Here is a 20,991-nt window from a genome sequence, read left to right as displayed (position 1 = left end):
TTCCGCGATTAATGACTGTGCTCGGCCGAGGCTTTGCCCAGCTCCGATTTGAGGACGAAGCTGCCGGCGCTGGCGACTTGCACGCCCGGCTCCAGTCCGGCGGTGACTTCCACCTGCCCCGCCGCGCGACTGCCCAGCTCTACCGCTTGCGCCTTGAAGCCGTCGTCGGTGCGCACGAATACCGTGGGTTTGTCCTCGACGGTCTGGATCGCGGTTTCCGGTACGGCGACCTTGGCCTGACGGCTGTCGGTGGCGACCAGTGCGGTGACAAACAGCCCAGGGCGCCATGAGCCTTGCGGGTTTTCCAGGGTGACGCGCACGGTCGCGGTACGGGTCTGTTCGCCGAGCAGGCTGCCGACGTAAGCCACGGTGCCGCTGACTTCAGCATTCAGTTCCGCCGCGCTGACGGTGACGGGTTTGCCCACTTGCACCTTGTTGAGATCTTTTGGAGAAACACCGAAGGTGACCCACACCCGCGACAAGTCCGAAAGCGTGAAGGCCGCCGTGGTTTCATCGACCACCTCCCCCGGCGTCAGGTGTTTTTCCACCACCACGCCGTCGAACGGCGCCCGCAGTTCATAGCGATTGCCGCCGGTAGCGACCACGCTGCCATCGAGCACGCTGATCTTTTGCCGGGCGTTGCTCACGGCGATCTCGGCTTCTTCCAGGGCCTGACGCGCCTGGAGGAAATCCTGTTCGGCGGAGATCTTGTCCTGCCACAGTTTCTTCTCGCGTTCGAACGTCGTGCGCGCCAAGGCCAACCGGCGCTGCGCGGCTGCCTGCTCGCTGCGCTGATCGGAAATCTGCTGACTGGCGATTACGGCCAGCAACTGGCCTTTCTTCACCGACTGCCCGAGATTGACCGACACCGACTCGACCACCCCCGGTACACGTGGCACCACATGGGCGGTGCGGTCCTCGTCGAAGCGCACTTCGCCGGGGAACGGCAAGCCGAGACTGATGCGTTGCGCTCGCGCTTCGGCCAGTTGAATCCCCGCCGCCGTGATCTGCTCGGCCGTCAATTCGATGTGCCCTTCTTCGCCATGTTCGCCTTCTGCGGCAGCGCCTTCTTCGGCGTGATCCGCATGTTCGGCGGCCTCATCGGCATACGCGTCAATGCCCGAGTTGCCCGCCCACATCGACCCGATGCCAATGCCCAGCGCCAAGGTCGCCGCAGCGACCACGATCAGTTTTTTATCCATGGAAACTCCTCTGCGCCGTGCCATCGCGCAGTGATCAGAAAATTGAAATTCAACGGTTGACGCTGAGATCGCCGAAAATGCGTTCGATGCGGACCCGGGCGTCGGTGGCCTCGCTCACCGCCTGGATGTATTGGGTGCGAGCGGCGATCAATGTGCGCTGAGCGTCGAGTACGTCGAGGAAGCCGAACTTGCCCATTTCGAATCCGCGAGTGGCGCTGTCGACCGCACTTTGCGCGGCGGGCAGGATGGTCCGGTCGAACGCCTGGATTTCGCCGTTGGCGGTCTGCCATTGCTCAAGGGTGGTCTGGATTTCCGTGCGCAGGCGCAGCTCGGTAGCGTTGCGCAGGTCCCGTGCCTGATCGGCACGCCGCGCCGCCGCCAGCACATTGCCCTGATTGCGGTTGAACAGAGGAATCGGCATCGACAGCCCGACCACGTTGACCCGCTCGCGCTCGGTTTCGCTGTACTGGCTGCCGATGCTGACGGTGAGATCGGGAATCCGCTGGGACTTCTCCAGTCCCAGCGATGCTTCGCGCTGATCGATCTGCAACCTGGCCAGGCGCAGCTCCGCCGTTTCGTTGAGGCGCTCAAGCAAACGGGTCGGCGGTGGGACGCTTGGCAGGCTTTGAGCAGCGCTTTGCACCGTGGTAGAAGTCGGCAACGGTGCGCCCATGACCTGCGCCAGTTGCTGGTACGCATTGGCCTGATCACGCTCGGCGCGGCTCAGCTCCAGGCGTACTTCCGAGAGCTGTACTTGCGCCCGCGTGCCTTCCACCGGCGATGACTTGCCCGCCTCGATCCGCCCTTGGGCCACACGCAAGCCGTGTTCGGCCAATTGCAGCGACTGACGGCTCAGTTGCAAACGTTGCTGCGCAGTTTGTGCGCCGTTGAACGCTTGAATGACATCGGCGCGCAAGGCGTTGCGCTTGCGCTCCAGCTCGATGCCTGCGGCATCCTGAGCACGGCTCGCCACATCGATCCGCGCGCCACGCTTGCCGCCCAGCTCGATCGGCTGGCTGAGCATCACCGTGGTGGTGCGCGACTGGCGCCGGGTGTCTTCGGCCTCCCACGAAACCTCGGGGTTGGGGATCAGGCCCGCCTGTTTGCGGTCACCTTCGGCAATGCCGATTTCCCACTGCGCAGCGGCCAGGTCCGGGTTACCGGCGAAGGCGGTTTGCAGGGCCTGATCCAGGGTCAGGGTCGATGCACTGGCAAGACCTGTACAGGCCAGCAACAAGAGGCCGCTGGCGGTTTTTTTCAGGCGTGAGCGCGCCGTCCGTTCTATTAAACCGGGCAATGGAAGACTTCCTTTAATCAAGAATCTTTGATTGCGCCACGGTAGGGTTTTGAACTTATCGACAAGGTGACTGGAAAATTACAAATCCGTTATCAACCGTTCATCGAAGTTGTTTTGCTCTAGGATTCCGGATTCGAATGGCGCTGTAGCAACACATGGAAACAAATACTGGTTAGTTATCTGCCGAACAGTACTTGCCGAATTCGAAGTCATGAAAAAAACGTTCTGTTGCTGCGACAGGCTGTCGCGGACAGCCGGTTTAAAGGGCTTACACGTTGACTCTGTAGCCACTACAGCCTTTACCTTGCACGCCATCCAGTAACAGAAACCGTCCGGAAGACCTTACAAAAACAACAACTTTCCTGGCCACCTTAATTAAATATCCATTGAATAAAAGTGGTGAAAGATCATGCGAATCCTTGTCGTCGAGGACGAGCTTAAAGCTGCCGAATACTTGCATCAGGGACTGACCGAAAGTGGTTATATCGTTGACCACGCCGTTAATGGCGCCGATGGATTGCATCTGGCGCAACAACAGGTTTATGACCTGATCATTCTGGATGTGAATCTGCCGGAACTTGACGGCTGGAGCGTGCTTGAACAGCTGCGTCGTACTCACTCCACCCGGGTGATGATGCTCACCGCACGCGGTCGCCTGGCGGACAAGATCCGGGGGCTGGATCTGGGCGCCGACGACTATCTGGTCAAACCGTTCGAGTTTCCGGAACTGCTGGCGCGAGTACGTACCCTGATGCGTCGCAGCGAAAACATCCCGGTGCCGCAGGTACTCAGGGTCGCAGATCTGGAACTCGATCCGGGCCGTCACCGGGCATTTCGCGGCACGCAGCGCATCGACCTGACCACCAAGGAATTCGCTCTGCTGCATCTGCTGATGCGCCAGTCCGGCGAAGTGCTGACCCGCACCCAGATCATCTCGCTGGTGTGGGACATGAATTTCGACTGCGACACCAACGTGGTCGAGGTCTCGATCCGTCGTTTGCGAGCGAAGATCGATGACCCGTTCGACAGCAAGCTGATCCACACCCTGCGCGGCGTCGGCTATGTGCTGGAGGCACGGGAATGAAGCCGGCCAGCCTGTCGCTGCGACTGGGCCTGACCGTCAGCATTCTCGGTGCACTGCTGGTGGTGTTTCTGGCGATCCTCGCGTATTTCGCCCTGACCCATGAACTGAACGCGTTGTCCCGTGACAGCCTGGAAAAGAAGATGGCGCAGGTCGAGCACAGCCTGTCGCTGTACGTCGATGCCAATGAAGTCAGCGGCAAACCGCACATTCTGCTCGATCAGGTCATGGGGCATGACAACCTCACGCTGACGATTTATGACCGGGGCAATTTGCGCTCGCCACTGCTCAAGTCCGGGTCAGGATTGACGGACCCACGGATTGAATTGAAAGCGGTGCGGGCGACGACCGATCAACTGACTTACACCGACAGTGCCGATGCCGAAGGCGCGAAATTTCTTACTGCCTCGAAGCTGATTCGCCTGAAGGACGGCAGCAACGTGCCGGTGCTGTTGTCGATGGACAATGCCCACGATCAGGCCCTGCTCAGCGCCTATTTGCGCTCGACGCTGATGGCCTTGCCGTTGCTGCTGGTGTTCATCGGCCTGACCGCCTGGGGCGCGGTGCAGCGCGGACTGGCGCCGCTGCGTGAGTTTCGCAAGGTGGCGGCGAGAGTGACCACCCAGGACCTCGACCACCGGCTTTCAGTGGTGAACATGCCTCAGGAACTGAGTGAACTGGCGCAGGGCATCAACGTCATGCTCGATCGCCTGGACAGCGGCGTGCAGCAACTGTCGCAGTTCTCCGATGATCTGGCCCACGAACTGCGTACGCCGATCAACAACCTGATGGGCAAGGCGCAGGTCACGCTCTCGCGAGAGCGCTCGGTCGAGGACTACAAGGACGTGTTGGTATCGTGCACTGAGGAACTGGAGCGCGTCGCGCGAATTGTCTCGGACATGCTGTTTCTGGCCCAGGCCAGTCAGCCGATGGCGCACGCGTCGTTCGAACCGATTGCACTGGAAGATGAGGCGTTCAGGGTGGCCGACCTGTTTTCCCTGTCGGCGCAGGACAAGCAGATCCATCTGAAGGTGGTCGGCAGCGCCCGGGTGTCGGGCGACCGTTTGATGATCCAGCGGGCGATATCGAACCTGCTGTCCAATGCCCTGCGCCACTGCCCGCCCGGCAAAACCGTTTCGCTGTTCATTGAACAGTCACCGACACAGGTGGCGCTGCGGGTGAGCAATCCCGGCGCGGGTATCGAAGCGCAGCACTTGCCACATCTGTTCGACCGTTTCTACCGGGTCGACAGCAGCCGCACCCGCTCGCAGGGCAGCACCGGGCTGGGGCTGGCCATCGTGCGCTCGATCATGAGCCTGCATTCGGGCACCGCACAGGTGCAGAGCCGTCCGGGGGCGATGACGGTTTTCAGTCTGGTGTTCCCCGTTTTTGCGGAAAGGCACTAAACCCTTCCAACAATTTGTGCGGTGTTTTCTCAATCTCCGTCAGAAAAATCACCGCACAAGTGCGCCATACCTGCATGCAAATCCTTTAGTGCGATTTTGCGTCAGTCTCACGATGAAGCGTCTGACAAGGACAGGGAAAAACTTCGTAGACGACGGGTTCCTGATCGTTTCCTTCGCCTTCTTGCACGCAGCTCCCTCGCCTCTAAAACAAGCCTTTGCGTTGATCCTGACGCGTCTATTCAAGATTTATCAGTACGTATTTCAGCGCGGGTAAAAACCGCGAACGGAAACGTCTGGATATTTTTGACCCCCTCGTCACTGCCCTCTTAGATTTGGCTCGTGCTTGCAACAGCACACCCACACGACAACCAAGGAGAAACCTCATGGGCTACATGGGCAGCTGGAACGCCAACCAGATCGATGAACTCGACGAACAGGAAACTCCTTCGGCCGAGCAGATCGAAGCACTGCAACTGACCGAAGAGGAACAGGCGGAACTGAACGCCGAGTGACAAGACCCGCGAGGGCCGCGAGCCCTCGCGGGCTTTCCAGGAAAGTACTCATGGACAAGACAAGGATGGCCGAGCGTGAGCTGACGGCCGATCAGGCAGAGCGACGTATCCAGACCGAGCTTTCACGCCTCGGCCTCACGCCGGTAACCCGCACACTCGGCAGCAAGGTGGTCGCCGTTCAGGCGAGTCTTCACGGCAGCGACAATCGTCATGCCCGTGGCGGCGGCAAGGGTTATGCGGGCCAGGCACACCTGGGCGCGCTGTATGAAGCCCTCGAACATTATTGGACGGATGAACGCTTTGCGACCGATGTTCACCACGAGACGGAGCACTATTTCAAAGACTCGCCGATCTTTGCCGATGACTCGCTTCTGCACAGGCTTACCTGTCAGCAAAACGGGCGCATCCCCTGCAGGACCTACGTCTGTCCGCCGTGGCATGACCGCTTTTCCTATCCGGTTGCGCTGACTTCGCCAAACGGCTCACGCCAGTCTTCGCCCCTGGGCACTGCGGACTGCCGCGCCGTGCATCGCTACGCCAGCAACAGCGGCACCGCCATTGGCGCCACTTACAGCGAAGCGATGCTGCACGCCACCAACGAATGCATCGAGCGCGATGCCGTGTCGCTGTTTCTGCTCAACCATTTCTATTACGAAAACCACCCGCCTCTGCGAAGGGTTACCCGCCTCGGTGACGGCGACGACCTCGGCCGCCTGTGGATCGATGCCGAACAGGAAATCGGTGGAGAAATCGTGCTGGCAGATATCAGCAGCGAATTCAAGGCACGAAGCTTTCTGGCCTTCACGACGAAGCCGGGGCTTCATCCACAGGTTTACGGCAGTGGCTGTTCACTCGACCCGCGTCACGCCGCAAGGCGTGCACTGAGTGAACTGGTGCAATTGCAACTGAGTGCCGCCGAACGCGAATACCACCAGACCCTGACCAATGCACTGCGCAATCTGCAGCCCTTCCCGCGCCTGCTGCGCTGCGCGCAATTTGATCCGCAGACGCTGTTGCATCGTTGCCCGCAACACGAAGTGGCGCTGCCCCGCGTCAGTGAGGACATGTCCGTGGACGATCAACTCCACTGGCTGACTCAAGACCTGCAAAGCCACGGCCGTACGCTGGGTGCTTCGATCCTGCAGCAAACCGGGCTCGGCACAACCCTGCTCAACGTGGTGATTCCCGGACTGGAGAGGTTCTTCGTGGTCGCCAGCGGCAACGTTGTCATCCCGCAGGCCCGGGGTCGTACTCTGGAGAGAGCCGCCCCATGAACCGACTTGATCGCTCCCGGGAACTGGCATTGGCCGGCTCCATGGACCTACACCTGAACGAGAACGGTGGCGTCGGCCATTACCTCGAACCGCCAGGCAGCGGACTGCATCATGTTTTTTTCCTGCGGGTAAATGGCGAGGTCTGGGTCGGCCGCAAGCGCCTGCAACGTGACCGGCATTTTCGATGGCGGGCCAGCAGCGTGCTCAAACCCTGCATGTTGCTGGGTCCGCTTCTCCACTCACTCTGGGGGGATGAAGGTTTGTCGATCGGCTATCGGACAGCCTCCGCCGAGCAGAAAGCGCAAACCTTCGAACGAGCACTGCGTCTGGCTGACAGCGAGATTCTGTTCCCGTTTCCGATAGTTGACGCTGCTGGGCGGGAAGCGGTCTGTCCGGCTGATTTCTGGCAATGCAGCGAATCACTGGCCGAACAATTGAACAACGATGAACAACACCTGCGCGAACAGTGCGCGGGGCTGCTTCAGGCAATCACCGAAACCGGCGCGTTGATCTACGACCCGGCCTGTTCGACGGGCGAATTCATCGCACACCTCGCCCGCGCCCTGCCCGACTGCCTGTGCCTGGGGAGTGACCGCTCAGCCACGATGATCGAACACGCCCGACAAGTTCATGGGAGGACGTCAGTCGAGTTTCGTTTGCTCGATGCGAGCGACGCCTTTGATGCCGGAATTCACTGCGATGTACTGATCCTGCGTTTCCTCAACGCCGAGGTCTTGACCCGCCGTGAAGCCCGGGCTGCATTCGAATCACTGATCCGGTGCGTCAAACCTGGCGGCACCCTCCTCGTTTTCGGTCACACCCCGGTGCTGATCCCTGTCGTCTGGCTCGCCTCCGCCCACAACCTGCAACTGGAATCCAGCGTCGCGGCACGTCCGGGACAAACGGAACTGTTCCAGTTCTATCGCCTGAAGGTCGCAACCGCATGACGTTTTCCCTGCAAGGCAGAGGCTTTTACCCGACCGACGACGGTCATCAACTCTATTGGGAACGGCATGGGATCACCGGAGGCGAACCGGTGTTTTTCCTGCATGGAGGCCCCGGCGGGCGAATCAGCCGCCATCACCTGGAATTCTTCGACCTGCGCCGTTTCGACATCATCCTGTTTGACCAGCGCGGTTGCGGGCGCTCGACGCCTTACGGCGAATTGCGCGACAACACCACAGGCCTGTGTGTCGAAGACATCGACGCTCTGCGCCAGCATTTCGGCTTCGAAAAGATCAGTGTGCTCGGCGTTTCGTGGGGCAGTTGGCTGGCAATCCAGTACCAGCAGCGCTATCCGCAGCACCTGCTGAAAACCACGCTGGTTTCGGTTTTCGTACCTTTTACAGCCAATGTCCGGGCGTACGACCGGGCACTCAATGAGGGGCCGGCACAACTGCCGCAAACCGCGTCAGGCCATCGCGCCAGGGACATCTTCCGGATACTCGGTGAAGGCTGCCCGTTGCAACAGCGCGTTGCCGCCATCGAATGGCTGAATGCTGTTCTGCGCCGCACGGGCCAGACGGTTTGCCCCGGCACACTGGAGAGCTTCGTCGATCAGGAAGCGGTGCTCGCCATCCGTCTGGAATTGCATTACCACCTTCAAGGCTATTTCTTCCAGCCAAGGGACCAGAAGCTGACCCTCGACGACAACACCCTGCTGATCCAGGGCATCCGCGATACCTTCGGCATGGCCAGCGTACGCTGGCTCAGGCAACGCATGGACATTCACTGCCGACTGCTGCATGCGGGGCACAACGCCTTCGAAAGCGCCATCCTCAAAACCGTGCGCCGGGCGGTGAAACGTGAAATCGAGGGCTGAAAAAAACGGCACCCGAAGGTGCCGTTCCGTCCCGCAAAAACGTTTACTTGCGCGCCGCCTCCCACGACTTGAGCAGTTCGTTGTAGCTCACGGTCTCGCCTTTCGGTTTCTCGTTGGCCAGTTTCGGCTTCGGTGCACCCGGTTGGTCGAACCAGTATTGCGCATCGCGCTCGGGGTTCATTTTCGGGGCACAGGTAGCCTGGGCCTTGGAGCGTTCCAGACGGGTCATGATCGCGTCCTGATCCTTGGCCAGGCCGTCGAGCGCCTGTTGCGGGGTCTTGTCGCCGCTGGCCGCTTCGGCGATGTGGCTCCACCACAGTTGTGCCAGACGTGGGTAGTCCGGCACGTTGGTGCCGGTCGGCGTCCATTGCACCCGGGCCGGGCTGCGGTAGAACTCGACCAGACCACCGAGTTTCGGTGCCAGGTCGGTCATGGCTTGCGAGTTGATGTCCGACTCGCGGATCGGCGTCAGGCCGACGATGGTTTTCTTCAGCGACACGGTTTTCGAGGTCACGAACTGCGCGTACAGCCAGGCCGCGAGTTTCTGTTTCTCAGGCGTGGATTTCATGAAGGTCCAGGAACCCACGTCCTGATAACCCAGTTTCATGCCCTCTTCCCAGTACGGTCCGCGTGGCGACGGCGCCATCCGCCATTTCGGCGTGCCGTCGGCGTTGACCACGGGCAGGCCCGGTTTGGTCATGTCGGCGGTGAACGCGGTGTACCAGAAGATCTGCTGGGCAATGTTGCCCTGGGACGGCACCGGGCCGGACTCGGAGAAGGTCATGCCCGCTGCTTCCGGTGGCGCGTAGGCCTTGAGCCAGTCCACATATTTGGTCGTGGCGAACACCGCGGCCGGGCCGTTGGTGTCGCCGCCGCGGGTCACGCTGGATCCCACCGGGTGGCAATCCTCGACGCGGATGCCCCACTCGTCCACCGGCAAGCCGTTGGGCAGGCCCTTGTCGCCGCCACCGGCCATGGAGAACCAGGCATCGGTGAAACGCCAGCCCAACGACGGGTCTTTCTTGCCGTAGTCCATGTGCCCGTAGATGCGCTTGCCGTCGATTTCCTTGACGTCTTCGCTGAAGAATTTGGCGATGTCTTCATAGGCCGACCAGTTCACCGGCACGCCGAGGTCATAGCCGTATTTTTCCTTGAACCTGGCTTTCAGGTCGGCGCGTTCGAACCAGTCGGCGCGGAACCAGTACAGGTTGGCGAATTGCTGATCGGGCAATTGATAGATCTTGCCGTCCGGCGCAGTGGTAAAGGAAATGCCGATGAAGTCCTTGATGTCGAGGGTCGGCGAGGTGAAGTTCTTGCCTTCGTTGGCCATCAGGTCGGTGATCGACTCGGTCTTGCCATAGCGAAAGTGCGTACCGATCAGGTCCGAGTCGTTGACCCAGCCGTCGTAGATGTTCTTGTCCGACTGCATCACCGTCTGCATTTTTTCCACGACGTCGCCTTCCTGCAGCAGGTCGTGGGTCAGCTTGATCCCGGTGATTTCGCTGAAGGCCTTGGCCAGCACCTTGGATTCATATTCGTGGGTGGTCAGGGTTTCCGAGACGACCTTGATGTCCATCCCGCGAAACGGCTCGGCGGCCTTGATGAACCACTTCAGTTCTTCAAGTTGCTGCTCGGGTGTCAGGGTCGACGGCTTGAACTCGCTGCCGATCCATTTTTTTGCCGCGTCCTCGTAGGCATCGGCCCAGGCGGATGCGCTCAAACCGCTGAGTGCCAGCATGGCTGCCAATGAAATGCTATGTCGCAGCTTATTGTTTTTGTCGAACATAGAGACCTCCTGTTTAAGTTCTGGAGCAACATTGCCGAGCGATTCGACTAGCCCCAACGCATCACAGCCAACAGCCACACCAGGGACAACGCGGACGCCACCCAGATGCTCCAGTCGGTTACGCCGATCACCAGCAGGTGCAGGTAGGCGCTGCCGAGAAGACCAATGAACAAGCGATCGCCACGGGTGGTGGCAATCGGCAGAAACCCTCGCCGCAGGATGCTCGGCGAGCGCAGCTCCCAGGTGGTCATGCCCACCAGGATCAAGCCAATCACGATGAAAAACGCCGCCGTCGGGACGGTCCAGCTCATCCATTCCATCATCAGTTCCTCAGACCCGGCCCAGGGCAAAGCCCTTGGCCACGTGGTTGCGAACAAACCAGATCACCAGCATGCCCGGCAGGATGGTCAGCACCCCCGCCGCCGCCAGCACGCCCCAGTCGATACCGGACGCCGACACCGTGCGCGTCATCACCGCCGCGATCGGCTTGGCGTTCACCGACGTCAGCGTGCGCGCCAGCAGCAGTTCGACCCAGGAAAACATGAAGCAGAAAAACGCTGTCACACCGATGCCGGAGCCGATCAGCGGGATGAAAATCTTCACGAAGAACTTGGGAAAGCTGTAGCCGTCGATGTAGGCGGTTTCATCGATTTCCTTGGGCACGCCGGACATGAACCCTTCAAGAATCCACACCGCCAGCGGCACGTTGAACAGACAGTGCGCCAGCGCCACCGCAATGTGGGTGTCGAACAGCCCAATCGACGAATACAGCTGAAAGAACGGCAGCAGAAACACGGCCGGCGGCGCCATGCGGTTGGTCAGCAGCCAGAAGAACAGGTGCTTGTCACCGAGAAAGCGGTAACGAGAAAACGCGTAAGCCGCCGGCAATGCCACGCTCAGGGAAATCACCGTGTTCAGGCTCACGTAATACAGCGAGTTGAGATAACCGGTGTACCAGCTTGGATCGGTAAAGATCACCTTGTAGTTGTGCAACGTGAAATCCTGGGGAAACAGCGTCAGGCCGCCAAGGATTTCGGTGTTGCTCTTGAACGACATGTTCAGCAGCCAGTAGATCGGCACCAGCAGGAACAGGATGTAGAGCAGCAGCGGAACAAGCTTTCTTTTGCTCATGACCGGGCCTCAGCGGTTGGCATCGCTGTGGGTCATGGCGGTATAGAACAGCCAGGACACCAGCAGGATGATCAGGAAGTACACCAGCGAAAAGGCTGCCGCCGGCCCCAGGTCGAATTGGCCTACGGCCATCTGGGTCAGGGTCTGACTCAAGAAGGTCGTGGCATTGCCCGGCCCGCCGCCGGTGAGCACGAAGGGCTCGGTGTAGATCATGAAGCTGTCCATGAAACGCAGCATCACCGCGATCAGCAGCACGCTCTTCAGCTTGGGCAGTTGAATGTGGCGGAACACCGCCCAGGCCGAAGCCCGGTCGATCCGCGCCGCCTGGTAATACACATCGGGAATCGCCCGCAGCCCGGAGAAACACAGCAGCGCCACCAGCGAAGTCCAGTGCCACACGTCCATCACCAGCACCGTGACCCAGGCGTCCATGGTGTTGGCCGCATAGTTGTAGCTGATGCCCATTGCATTAAGGCTCGATCCCATCAGGCCAATGTCGGCGCGGCCGAAGATCTGCCAGATGGTGCCGACCACGTTCCATGGAATCAGCAGCGGAATGGCCAGCACGATCAGCACCACCGATGACCAGCGGCCCTTGGTCGGCATGGTCAGCGCAATGGCGATTCCCAGCGGAATTTCGATCAGCAGCACGCACGCCGAATAGATGAACTGGCGCAGCAACGAATCGTGCAGACGTGGATCGAGCAGCACCTGCTTGTACCAGTCGGCGCCGACGAAGTAGCGGCTGGACTGATCGAAAATGTCCTGCACCGAGTAATTGACCACGGTCATCATCGGAATCACCGCACTGAAGGCCACCAGCAGGAACACCGGCAACACCAGCCACCAGGCCTTGTTGTTCTGCACCTTGTTCATGGCTGCACCTCTTCGCTGGCTTCGAGCAGGAATTCATCGGCATAGACCATCAGCCACTGCGCCGGAAAACTGATGTACGCCGTGCCCTGGGGCACCGGTTTGTCTTCGGCCAGACGCACTTTCAGCGGTGCGCCGTCCAGATCCAGGGTCATGATCTTGTAGGTGCCGAGGTCTTCGACGTGTACGACCCGCGCCTGCATCGCGTCATCGAACGGCTCGTCCCACACATGAATGAACTCGGGGCGGATGCCGACTTTCAGATTTTTCCATTGGCCGTGTTCGATATGGCGCTGCAAGGCGTCGGAAAGCGGTAGATGGGTCGAGTTGAAACCCACCCCGCCCGGTTGCGGCTGCACCTCGATCAGGTTCATTCCGGGGCTGCCGATGAAGTAGCCGACAAAGGTGTGGCTCGGGCGCTCGAACAATTCCCGGGGGGTGCCGAACTGGACGATCTGGCCGCCGTACATCACCGCGATCTTGTCGGCGAAGGTCGAGGCCTCCAACTGATCGTGGGTGACGTAGACCATGGTGATGTTGAATTGCTCGTGGATCTGCTTGAGCTTGCGTCGCAGTTTCCACTTCAGATGCGGGTCGATCACCGTCAGCGGCTCATCGAAGAGGATTGCCGAAACGTCGTCGCGCACCAGGCCACGGCCCATGGAGACTTTCTGTTTTTCATCGGCGGTGAGGTTGCGCGCCTTTTTGCTCAGCAGGTTTTGCAGGTCGAGGACTTCGGCGATTTCCTGCACTTTGCTGTGGACTTTGGCCTCGGCCAGGCCCTGATTGCGCAACGGGAAGGCCAGGTTGTCGAACACGGTCATGGTGTCGTACACCACCGGGAACTGGAACACCTGGGCGATGTTTCGCTTCTCCGGGGTCAGGTCGTTGACCGCTTTGCCGTCGAACAACACATGACCCTGAGACGGGCTGAGCAGGCCGGAAATGATGTTGAGCAAAGTCGACTTGCCGCAACCCGACGGCCCGAGCAAGGCATAGGCACCGCCCTGCTGCCAGATGTGGTCCATTTCGCGGATCGCGTAATCTTCCGGTCCGCCCGGGGTTTTGCTGTAGCTGTGGGCAAGGTGCTGCAAACGGATTTCGGCCATCAGGCAACCCTCGCGACACGCCGGCCCGGCGCCTGCACCAGACGGCCCTGCGCATCGAACACAAACAGTTTATGGGTCGGGATATAGATGCGGATCGGCGCATCGACGTCGTATTCGTGAACACCCGGCAGATGCAGCACCAGCAGGAAATGCTCGTTGCGCACGTGTAGGAAGGTTTCCGAACCACTGATCTCCGCCACCTCGACGGTCACGGCCAATTCGAGGTCGTCATCGTTGCTCGGCACCAGCGAGATATGGCTGGGACGCACGCCAAAACGGAACTCGCCCTCGCCCACCGGGCGCAGGTCGACGTTCAACGGGAAGTGCACGAAGTTGGCGAAACTCACTTCGTTGCCGGCGATGCGTCCCGGCATCAGGTTGATCGGTGGCTCGGAGAACAATTCCGCCGCCAGCACCGTTTGCGGCTGGTGATAGACCTCGGTCGACGGACCGCTCTGGATCACCCGACCTTCATGAAGAATGGTGGTGGTGCCACCCAGTGCCAGCGCTTCGTTGGGTTCGGTGGTGGCGTAGATGGCGATGGTGTGGCGCGCCTTGAACAGCTCGCGCATTTCCTGGCGCAGCTCTTCGCGCAGTTTGTAGTCGAGGTTGACCAGCGGTTCATCGAACAGGATCAGCTCCGCATCTTTCACCAACGCCCGGGCCATGGCGGTGCGCTGTTGCTGGCCACCGGACAGCTCGAGTGGGTAGCGCTTCAGAAACTTCTCGATGCGCAGCATCTTCGCGGTGTCCTGCACCTTGCTCTGGATCTGCTCGTTGGAGATCCCGGCCTGACGCAGCGGCGATGCGATGTTTTCGAACACCGTCATGGTCGGGTAGTTGATGAACTGCTGATAAACCATCGACACGTTGCGCAGACGCACCGGGCGCTGGGTGACGTCGACGCCGTTCATCAGGATGCGGCCGCTGTCGGGCTTGTCCAGACCGGCCATCAGGCGCATGAGACTGGTCTTGCCGGACAGCGTGCGCCCGAGCAGGACGTTGAAGGATCCGGGTTCGAATTTCAGGCTCGCATCGTCGATCCAGGTCTGGCCCTCGACGGTACGGCTGACGTGCTCCAGGGTGAGTGACATGGCTCGGCCTTTTTATTATTGGAGTCAAGCGACGTGTGCAACAGAGCGACATTCGTGCCAGAAATCCCAAGCCGTTGATTCGCCGCGAAAATCACCGAAAACGCGGGCAAAACACCTTCATTGCTGAACACATTTGAACAGTTCAACGATTGACAATGAACAATAGTGAACAACACTCTATCGATGCTTTTCAGGTCCCGACGGGCCTCATAACAATAATAAAAACGCTGCTTTCAGAGGCTGACTGCCATGTCCGCACCTGCCCCGCCGCTTTCCCACGAAGCCATCGTCCAGGACTCCTGGTCCCGTTGCCGCGCCTTCGGTCTCAAGCATCAAAGTGCACCGGCGTTCGACCAGTTGCCCGCCGCCGGTATCGCGCAGCTGCTCGACAGTCACCATTCGCTGGTGCAGACCACCCATCAGGAAGTGCTGCCGTACTACGAGAACATCCTGAGCAATTCCAATTGCCTGATCATGCTGGCCGACAATCAGGGCCAGGTGCTGACATCCTGGGGCACCCAGCGCTTTATCGAACCAAATCTGGCGCGGGGCTTTCAGGCCGGGGCAAGCTGGATGGAACACGCCAGCGGCACCAATGCCATCGGCACGGCGCTAGCCTGCGAGCAGGCGGTGCACATCGAGCACGACGAGCATTTCCTCAAAGCCAACCGTTTCATGACCGGTTCCGCCGCGCCGATCTTCAACGCCGAGCGCAAGGTCATCGCCGTGCTCGATGTGTCCAGCGACAGCTACCTGCCGCCCTCCCATACCCTCGGCATGGTCAAGATGATGAGCCAGACCGTGGAGAACCGGCTGATCCTCAACCTGTTCCACGGCCAGCATTTTCAACTGACCTTCAACACCGGGTTGAACAACCTCGACAGCCAATGGGCGGGTTTGCTGATTTTCGATGAGAGCGGTCAGGTGCTGTCGGCCAACCGCCGGGCCGACAATCTGTTGGGCGTGCGGTTGTCGCGGGTGAGTGTCGAGAGCCTGTTCAAGGTGTCGTTGCTGGAATTGCTCAATCAGCCGGACGGTTTGCCGTTTTCCTTGCAGACGTCGGGGCGCAATCGATTCCAGTGCCTGTTGAAACGGCCCAAGCAGGCACCGGTTCAGGCACGGGTGTTTGCCGCAGAACCCAAACCTGTCCCACCCACGACAATCAGCCTCAACACCCTGCACTTCGGCGACAGCCGCGTGGAAAAAGCCGTGCGTCAGGCCGAGCGGCTGCTGGAAAAAGACATTCCGCTGTTGATTCACGGAGAAACCGGGGTCGGCAAGGAAGTCTTCGTCAAAGCCCTGCATCAGGCCAGCTCTCGCAGCAAACAGGCGTTCATCGCCGTGAACTGCGCAGCGATCCCCGCCGAACTGGTGGAGTCCGAGCTGTTCGGCTACGAGAAAGGCGCGTTCACCGGCGCCAACCAGAAAGGCAGCATCGGCCTGATCCGCAAGGCCGACAAAGGCACGCTGTTCCTCGACGAAATCGGCGATATGCCGCTGCCGACCCAGGCCCGCCTGCTGCGGGTGTTGCAGGAGCGTTGCGTGCAACCGGTGGGCAGCAGCGAGTTGTTCCCGGTGGATCTGCGGATCATCTCCGCCACCAACCGCTCGTTGCGCGAGCAGGTGCAACTGGGGCGCTTTCGCGAGGATCTGTACTACCGCATCGGCGGCCTGACCCTGGAGTTGCCGCCGCTGCGCGAGCGCAGTGACAGGCAAGCGCTGTTCAAACGTTTGTGGGAACAGCATCGCGAACCGACGCAATGGGCAGGATTGAGCAGCGAAGTGCTGGAGTTGTTCGATCGTCACCCATGGCCCGGCAATCTGCGTCAGGTCAGCAGCGTGATGCAGGTCGCGCTGGCCATGGCCGAAGAGCAACCGGTAAGGCCTGAGCATCTGCCGGATGATTTTTTTGTCGATCTGGAGATGGAGCCGTTGGAAACACCAGAGCCTTTGGGGATCGATCTGAATGACAGTGAGGCGTTGAATCGGGAACTGCAGGCGGCCGGGGGCAATATTTCCCATCTGGCGCGACGGTTGGGGGTGAGCCGCAATACCCTTTATAAGCGCTTGCGCCAGGCTGAAGGCTGACTGCCGTTCGCGAACGCGTCAGCCCGAACACCCTAAAAAACCCTTCACTGCACCCATTGACCGTACCGGCTAGACTGTGACGAAATGTTTCAGGTTTTCGCCCCCTCTTCCTGATCCTCACAGGGTAAGTTCTTTGACCAACATCTGTTCTACCGGCCTTGATATCGGCTTCGCCTCGCTGGATTACCTGCAAATCGGCATCCTCGGCGTCATTCAAGGCATCACCGAGTTGTTGCCCGTTTCCTCCACCGCCCACATGCGCATCGTTCCGGCCCTGCTCGGCTGGCCGGATCCCGGCTCGGCGTTTTCCGCTGCGATGCAACTGGCCGCACTGGCGGCGGTGGTCAGTTATTTCTGGCGCGATGTGAGACAGGTCGCGACCGGCAGCCTGGAGGCGGTGCGACAACGGGATTTCAACAATCAGTGGTTCATCCTCGCGGTGGCCATCGTGCTGGCGACCATCCCCATCGGTATTGCCGGCATCGCCCTGTCCTCGACGCTCAATGCCTGCAACTCGCCGTTGCGCGGTTTGATGGTGATCGGGATTTCCTGCGTGGTGATGGCGGTGCTACTGGCCATCGCCGAACTCACCTGTCGCCATCGCCGCACAGTGGGCGAAATGCGTCTGCGCGATGCGCTGATCGTGGGCATTGCTCAGATCGGGGCGCTGATTCCCGGCGTTTCGCGCTCCGGCTCGACGCTGACGGCGGCGCTGTTCCTCAACTTCAAACGTGAGGAAGCGGCACGCTTCTCCTTCCTGCTCGGGCTGCCGGCCATCGCGCTGGCAGGGTTGAAGGAGTTGTGGGTGCTGTTCCATGCGCAACTGCCGGCGCAAGCCTGGGCGCACCTGATTTTCGGTCTGGTGATTGCCAGCATCTCGGCGTTTTTCGCGATCTGGGGCCTGATGCGGTTTCTGGAGAAATTCTCCACCTGGCCATTCGTAATTTACCGCGCATTGCTGGGGATTTTCCTGATCGTCGCGGTCAGCACCGGGCTCTTGAGTTAAGGTCCGCCACAAAAAACAAAACCCGCACTTGGCGGGTTTTGTTTTTTAAAGCACTTACGTTTGTTCCCAGGCTGAGCGTGGGAACAAACATGCCGAGCGGATCAGTCAGCCAGACGCCAGGTCGTGCCGCCCTTGCCGTCTTCCAGCACCACGCCCATGGCGGTGAGCTGGTCGCGGATGCGGTCGGATTCGGCCCAGTCCTTGCCGGCACGAGCCGCCAGACGCGCAGCGATCAGCGCTTCGACCTCAGCTGCATCGACACGCCCTTCGGCGCCGGCCTGCAGGAAGTCATCGGCTTCGAGCTGCAACACACCCAACACGCTGGCCAGTTCTTTCAGGCGCGCCGCCAGACCGGCCGCCGCATCGAGATCGCTCTCGCGCAGACGGTTGATCTCACGCACCATCTCGAACAGCACCGCACAGGCTTCCGGCGTGCCGAAGTCGTCGTTCATCACCGTGGTGAAACGCTCGACGAACGCTTCGCCGCCAGCCGGAGCAACGATCGGCAGACCTTTCAACGCGTGGTAGAAACGCTCCAGTGCGCCCTTGGCGTCCTTGAGGTTGTCTTCCGAGTAGTTGATCGCGCTGCGGTAGTGGCTCGACACCAGCAGGTAACGCACGACTTCCGGGTGGTACTTGTCGAGCACGTCGCGAATGGTGAAGAAGTTGTTCAAGGACTTGGACATCTTCTCGCCATTGATACGGATCATGCCGCAATGCATCCACGCGTTGGCGTAGGTCTTGCCGGTGGCCGCTTCGCTCTGGGCGATTTCGTTTTCGTGGTGCGGGAACTCCAGGTCGCTGCCGCCGCCATGAATATCGAAGGTCTCGCCCAGGCAGCAGGTGGACATCACCGAGCACTCGATGTGCCAGCCCGGACGCCCGGCGCCCCACGGCGATTCCCAGCTCGGCTCGCCCGGCTTGACGCCTTTCCACAGCACGAAGTCCAGCGGATCTTCCTTGGCTTCGTCGACCTCGATCCGCGCACCGATGCGCAGGTCTTCGATCTTCTTGCGCGAGAGCTTGCCGTAGCCCATGAACTTGCCGACGCGGTAGTACACGTCGCCATTGCCCGGGGCGTAGGCGAAACCCTTGTCGATCAGGGTCTGGATCATCGCGTGCATGCCAGGGATGTGATCCGTGGCGCGCGGTTCCATGTCCGGCTTCTTGATGTTCAGACGCGCTTCGTCTTCGTGCATCGCGGCGATCATGCGCTCGGTCAACGCTTCGAACGACTCGCCGTTCTCGTTGGCCCGGTTGATGATCTTATCGTCGATGTCGGTGATGTTGCGCACGTAGGTCAGGTCATAACCGCTGAACCGCAACCAGCGGGTCACCAGGTCGAACGCGACCATGCTGCGGCCGTGGCCCAGGTGGCAGTAGTCGTACACGGTCATCCCGCAGACGTACATGCGCACCTTGTTGCCATCCAGCGGCTTGAAGACTTCTTTGCTCTTGGTGAGCGTGTTGTAGATCGAAAGCACGATGGTTCCTTAAGACTTGATCACTGGCCCCACGAATCACGCAGGGTCACGGTACGGTTGAATACCGGCTGACCTGGTTTCGAGTCCTTGATATCCGCAACGAAGTAGCCTTCGCGCTCGAACTGGAAACGGTCTTCCGGCTGTGCATTGCCCAGCGAGGGTTCAGCACGACAACCGGTCAGCACTTGCAGTGAGTCAGGGTTGATGTTGTCCAGGAAACTCGCGCTGTCTTCGGCCTTCTCCGGGTTCGGAGAACGGAACAGGCGATCATACAGACGCACTTCGCACTCGACGCTGGCAGCGGCCGGCACCCAGTGGATCACGCCCTTGACCTTGCGGCCTTCAGGGTTCTTGCCCAGGGTGTCCGGATCGTAGGAGCAACGCAGCTCGACGATGTTGCCGTCGGCGTCCTTGATCGCTTCGTCGGCACGGATCACGTAGCTGCCGCGCAGACGCACTTCGCCGTTCGGCTCCAGGCGCTTGTAGCCTTTTGGCGGTTCTTCCATGAAGTCATCGCGGTCGATGTAGATTTCACGGGCGAACGGCAGTTGGCGCACGCCGAGTTCTTCTTTCTGCGGATGACGCGGCAGTTCGAGGTTTTCGACCTGGTCTTCCGGGTAGTTGGTGATCACGACTTTCAACGGACGCAGCACGCACATGGCGCGCGGAGCGTTGGCGTCCAGGTCCTGACGGATGCTGAACTCGAGCATGCCGAAGTCGACCACGCCGTCAGAACGGTTGGTGCCGATCATGTCGCAGAAGCTGCGGATCGACGCCGGGGTGTAGCCACGGCGGCGGAAGCCCGACAGCGTGGACATGCGCGGATCGTCCCAGCCGTTGACGTGTTTTTCATCGACCAGTTGCTTGAGCTTGCGCTTGCTGGTGATGGTGTAGTTCAGGTTCAGACGGCTGAATTCGTACTGACGCGGGTGCGCCGGTACCGGCAGTGCGTCGAGGAACCACTCGTACAGCGGACGATGGCTCTCGAACTCCAGGGTGCAGATCGAGTGGGTGATGCCTTCGATGGCGTCCGACTGACCGTGGGTGAAGTCGTAGTTCGGGTAGATGCACCACTTGTCACCGGTCTGATGGTGATGAGCGTGGCGGATGCGGTACATGATCGGGTCGCGCAGGTTCATGTTCGGCGAGGCCATGTCGATCTTGGCGCGCAGCACGCGGGCACCGTCCGGGAACTCACCGGCGCGCATGCGGGCGAACCAGTCCAGGTTCTCTTCCACCGAACGGTCGCGGAACGGGCTGTTCTTGCCCGGCTCGGTCAGGCTGCCGCGGTATTCCTTGGCCTGTTCAGGCGTCAGGTCGTCGACGTAGGCCTTGCCGGCCTTGATCAGCTCGACGGCCCAGTCGTGCAACTGGTCGAAGTATTGCGAGGCGTAGCGCACTTCGCCGGACCATTCGAAGCCCAGCCATTTGACGTCGCTTTCGATCGCGTCGATGTATTCCTGGTCTTCCTTGGCCGGGTTGGTGTCGTCGAAACGCAGGTGCGTGACGCCGCCGAACTCCTGGGCCAGGCCGAAGTTCACGCAGATCGACTTGGCGTGACCGATGTGCAGGTAGCCGTTGGGCTCAGGCGGGAAACGGGTGACGATCTGGGTGTGCTTGCCCGAGTCCAGGTCTGCCTGGATGATCGGCCGCAGGAAATTGACCGGCACGGCAGGGCCGGACTTGGCATTCGAGGTAGGGTCGACAGTGGGCTTGCTCATAGGATCCTTGACTTACATGTGCGCGGCCGCAAAGGGGGCCAGACAAAACAAAGCCGCTATCATAGCCGATGCTGTCAAGGGCCTGACAGAGCACACTCTTATAAA

At 60.4% G+C, this 20,991-nt stretch carries 18 protein-coding genes; 8 read left to right on the top strand and 10 right to left on the bottom strand.

The features are described 5' to 3' along the window. Positions 1-8: 8 nt before the first annotated feature. Positions 9-1,202, bottom strand: coding sequence for an efflux RND transporter periplasmic adaptor subunit (locus OQ248_RS21635; protein ID WP_265813950.1), 1,194 nt, complete (start codon positions 1,200-1,202; stop codon positions 9-11). Between the two features lie 49 nt (positions 1,203-1,251). Continuing rightward, positions 1,252-2,499, bottom strand: a complete 1,248-nt coding sequence (locus OQ248_RS21630) for a TolC family protein (protein WP_265813949.1) — start codon at positions 2,497-2,499, stop codon at positions 1,252-1,254. A 409-nt stretch (positions 2,500-2,908) separates the two neighbouring features. Here OQ248_RS21630 and OQ248_RS21625 point away from each other — a divergent pair, with 409 nt between their 5' ends. The 6 genes from OQ248_RS21625 (at position 2,909) to OQ248_RS21600 (ending at position 8,594) form a co-directional block, all read left to right on the top strand. Then, entirely contained in the window at positions 2,909-3,583 is a 675-nt protein-coding gene (locus OQ248_RS21625) for a heavy metal response regulator transcription factor (RefSeq protein WP_260520087.1), read from the top strand. Then, on the top strand, positions 3,580-4,986 hold the full coding sequence (locus OQ248_RS21620; protein ID WP_265813948.1) for a heavy metal sensor histidine kinase: 1,407 nt from the start codon (positions 3,580-3,582) through the stop codon (positions 4,984-4,986). Before OQ248_RS21625 ends, OQ248_RS21620 begins: the two co-directional genes overlap by 4 nt. A gap of 383 nt (positions 4,987-5,369) precedes the next feature. Further along, entirely contained in the window at positions 5,370-5,498 is a 129-nt protein-coding gene (locus OQ248_RS21615; RefSeq protein ID WP_256576931.1) for a hypothetical protein, read from the top strand. A gap of 50 nt (positions 5,499-5,548) precedes the next feature. After that, positions 5,549-6,772, top strand: coding sequence for a YcaO-like family protein (locus OQ248_RS21610; RefSeq protein WP_265813946.1), 1,224 nt, complete (start codon positions 5,549-5,551; stop codon positions 6,770-6,772). Beyond that, positions 6,769-7,719 (top strand): class I SAM-dependent methyltransferase, encoded by a 951-nt coding sequence (locus OQ248_RS21605; protein ID WP_265813945.1) that lies wholly within the window; start codon positions 6,769-6,771, stop codon positions 7,717-7,719. Before OQ248_RS21610 ends, OQ248_RS21605 begins: the two co-directional genes overlap by 4 nt. Beyond that, positions 7,716-8,594: an alpha/beta fold hydrolase gene (locus tag OQ248_RS21600; RefSeq protein WP_265813944.1), complete on the top strand. Its 879-nt coding sequence runs from the start codon at positions 7,716-7,718 to the stop codon at positions 8,592-8,594. The genes OQ248_RS21605 and OQ248_RS21600 overlap by 4 nt, the downstream gene beginning before the upstream one ends. Before the next feature lie 43 nt (positions 8,595-8,637). Here OQ248_RS21600 and OQ248_RS21595 read toward each other — a convergent pair whose 3' ends face one another. From OQ248_RS21595 to OQ248_RS21570, 6 genes are read right to left on the bottom strand one after another with little or no spacing between them, the layout of a single operon-like run. Then, positions 8,638-10,380, bottom strand: coding sequence for an ABC transporter substrate-binding protein (locus OQ248_RS21595; RefSeq protein WP_265813943.1), 1,743 nt, complete (start codon positions 10,378-10,380; stop codon positions 8,638-8,640). A 47-nt stretch (positions 10,381-10,427) separates the two neighbouring features. Further along, complete coding sequence (locus tag OQ248_RS21590; RefSeq protein ID WP_039767461.1) at positions 10,428-10,700, bottom strand: DUF2160 domain-containing protein; 273 nt, start codon at positions 10,698-10,700, stop codon at positions 10,428-10,430. 10 nt (positions 10,701-10,710) lie between these two features. Continuing rightward, a complete protein-coding gene (locus OQ248_RS21585) occupies positions 10,711-11,511 on the bottom strand; it encodes a carbohydrate ABC transporter permease (protein ID WP_248743197.1) in 801 nt (266 codons plus the stop codon). Positions 11,512-11,520: 9 nt separating this feature from the next. Then, entirely contained in the window at positions 11,521-12,387 is an 867-nt protein-coding gene (locus tag OQ248_RS21580) for a sugar ABC transporter permease (RefSeq protein WP_085712412.1), read from the bottom strand. Further along, positions 12,384-13,493, bottom strand: a complete 1,110-nt coding sequence (locus OQ248_RS21575) for an ABC transporter ATP-binding protein (RefSeq protein WP_265813942.1) — start codon at positions 13,491-13,493, stop codon at positions 12,384-12,386. The genes OQ248_RS21580 and OQ248_RS21575 overlap by 4 nt, the downstream gene beginning before the upstream one ends. Next, on the bottom strand, positions 13,493-14,587 hold the full coding sequence (locus OQ248_RS21570) for an ABC transporter ATP-binding protein (RefSeq protein ID WP_265813941.1): 1,095 nt from the start codon (positions 14,585-14,587) through the stop codon (positions 13,493-13,495). Before OQ248_RS21570 ends, OQ248_RS21575 begins: the two co-directional genes overlap by 1 nt. A 249-nt stretch (positions 14,588-14,836) precedes the next feature. On the opposite strand from OQ248_RS21570, the gene OQ248_RS21565 reads away from it, so the two are divergent. Further along, entirely contained in the window at positions 14,837-16,675 is a 1,839-nt protein-coding gene (locus tag OQ248_RS21565) for a sigma-54-dependent Fis family transcriptional regulator (protein WP_265813940.1), read from the top strand. Between the two features lie 133 nt (positions 16,676-16,808). Beyond that, positions 16,809-17,681, top strand: a complete 873-nt coding sequence (locus OQ248_RS21560; protein ID WP_248741001.1) for an undecaprenyl-diphosphate phosphatase — start codon at positions 16,809-16,811, stop codon at positions 17,679-17,681. A gap of 101 nt (positions 17,682-17,782) precedes the next feature. On the opposite strand, the gene cysS is transcribed toward OQ248_RS21560, so the two are convergent. Next, a complete protein-coding gene (gene cysS, locus OQ248_RS21555) occupies positions 17,783-19,165 on the bottom strand; it encodes a cysteine--tRNA ligase (RefSeq protein WP_265813939.1) in 1,383 nt (460 codons plus the stop codon). Positions 19,166-19,185: 20 nt separating this feature from the next. Next, the gene (locus OQ248_RS21550; protein ID WP_085712419.1) at positions 19,186-20,886 is read right to left on the bottom strand and encodes a glutamine--tRNA ligase/YqeY domain fusion protein; all 1,701 of its coding nucleotides are present in this window, start codon (positions 20,884-20,886) and stop codon (positions 19,186-19,188) included. Positions 20,887-20,991 lie beyond the last annotated feature (105 nt).

Source organism: Pseudomonas sp. COW5, from assembly GCF_026240005.1.
Lineage (GTDB): Bacteria > Pseudomonadota > Gammaproteobacteria > Pseudomonadales > Pseudomonadaceae > Aquipseudomonas > Aquipseudomonas kribbensis.
Note: the sequence above shows the minus strand (reverse complement) of the source record. Positions and strands in the feature narration are given on the sequence as shown.

What these genes read in the sequence shown, in the direction of transcription:
- OQ248_RS21635 (WP_265813950.1), bottom strand. Translation starts at nt 1,202, where the DNA reads ATGGATAAAAAACTGATCGTGGTCGCTGCGGCGACCTTGGCGCTGGGC.
- OQ248_RS21625 (WP_260520087.1), top strand. Translation starts at nt 2,909, where the DNA reads ATGCGAATCCTTGTCGTCGAGGACGAGCTTAAAGCTGCCGAATACTTG.
- OQ248_RS21620 (WP_265813948.1), top strand. Translation starts at nt 3,580, where the DNA reads ATGAAGCCGGCCAGCCTGTCGCTGCGACTGGGCCTGACCGTCAGCATT.
- OQ248_RS21615 (WP_256576931.1), top strand. Translation starts at nt 5,370, where the DNA reads ATGGGCTACATGGGCAGCTGGAACGCCAACCAGATCGATGAACTCGAC.
- OQ248_RS21610 (WP_265813946.1), top strand. Translation starts at nt 5,549, where the DNA reads ATGGACAAGACAAGGATGGCCGAGCGTGAGCTGACGGCCGATCAGGCA.
- OQ248_RS21605 (WP_265813945.1), top strand. Translation starts at nt 6,769, where the DNA reads ATGAACCGACTTGATCGCTCCCGGGAACTGGCATTGGCCGGCTCCATG.
- OQ248_RS21600 (WP_265813944.1), top strand. Translation starts at nt 7,716, where the DNA reads ATGACGTTTTCCCTGCAAGGCAGAGGCTTTTACCCGACCGACGACGGT.
- OQ248_RS21595 (WP_265813943.1), bottom strand. Translation starts at nt 10,380, where the DNA reads ATGTTCGACAAAAACAATAAGCTGCGACATAGCATTTCATTGGCAGCC.
- OQ248_RS21590 (WP_039767461.1), bottom strand. Translation starts at nt 10,700, where the DNA reads ATGGAATGGATGAGCTGGACCGTCCCGACGGCGGCGTTTTTCATCGTG.
- OQ248_RS21585 (WP_248743197.1), bottom strand. Translation starts at nt 11,511, where the DNA reads ATGAGCAAAAGAAAGCTTGTTCCGCTGCTGCTCTACATCCTGTTCCTG.
- OQ248_RS21580 (WP_085712412.1), bottom strand. Translation starts at nt 12,387, where the DNA reads ATGAACAAGGTGCAGAACAACAAGGCCTGGTGGCTGGTGTTGCCGGTG.
- OQ248_RS21575 (WP_265813942.1), bottom strand. Translation starts at nt 13,493, where the DNA reads ATGGCCGAAATCCGTTTGCAGCACCTTGCCCACAGCTACAGCAAAACC.
- OQ248_RS21570 (WP_265813941.1), bottom strand. Translation starts at nt 14,587, where the DNA reads ATGTCACTCACCCTGGAGCACGTCAGCCGTACCGTCGAGGGCCAGACC.
- OQ248_RS21565 (WP_265813940.1), top strand. Translation starts at nt 14,837, where the DNA reads ATGTCCGCACCTGCCCCGCCGCTTTCCCACGAAGCCATCGTCCAGGAC.
- OQ248_RS21550 (WP_085712419.1), bottom strand. Translation starts at nt 20,886, where the DNA reads ATGAGCAAGCCCACTGTCGACCCTACCTCGAATGCCAAGTCCGGCCCT.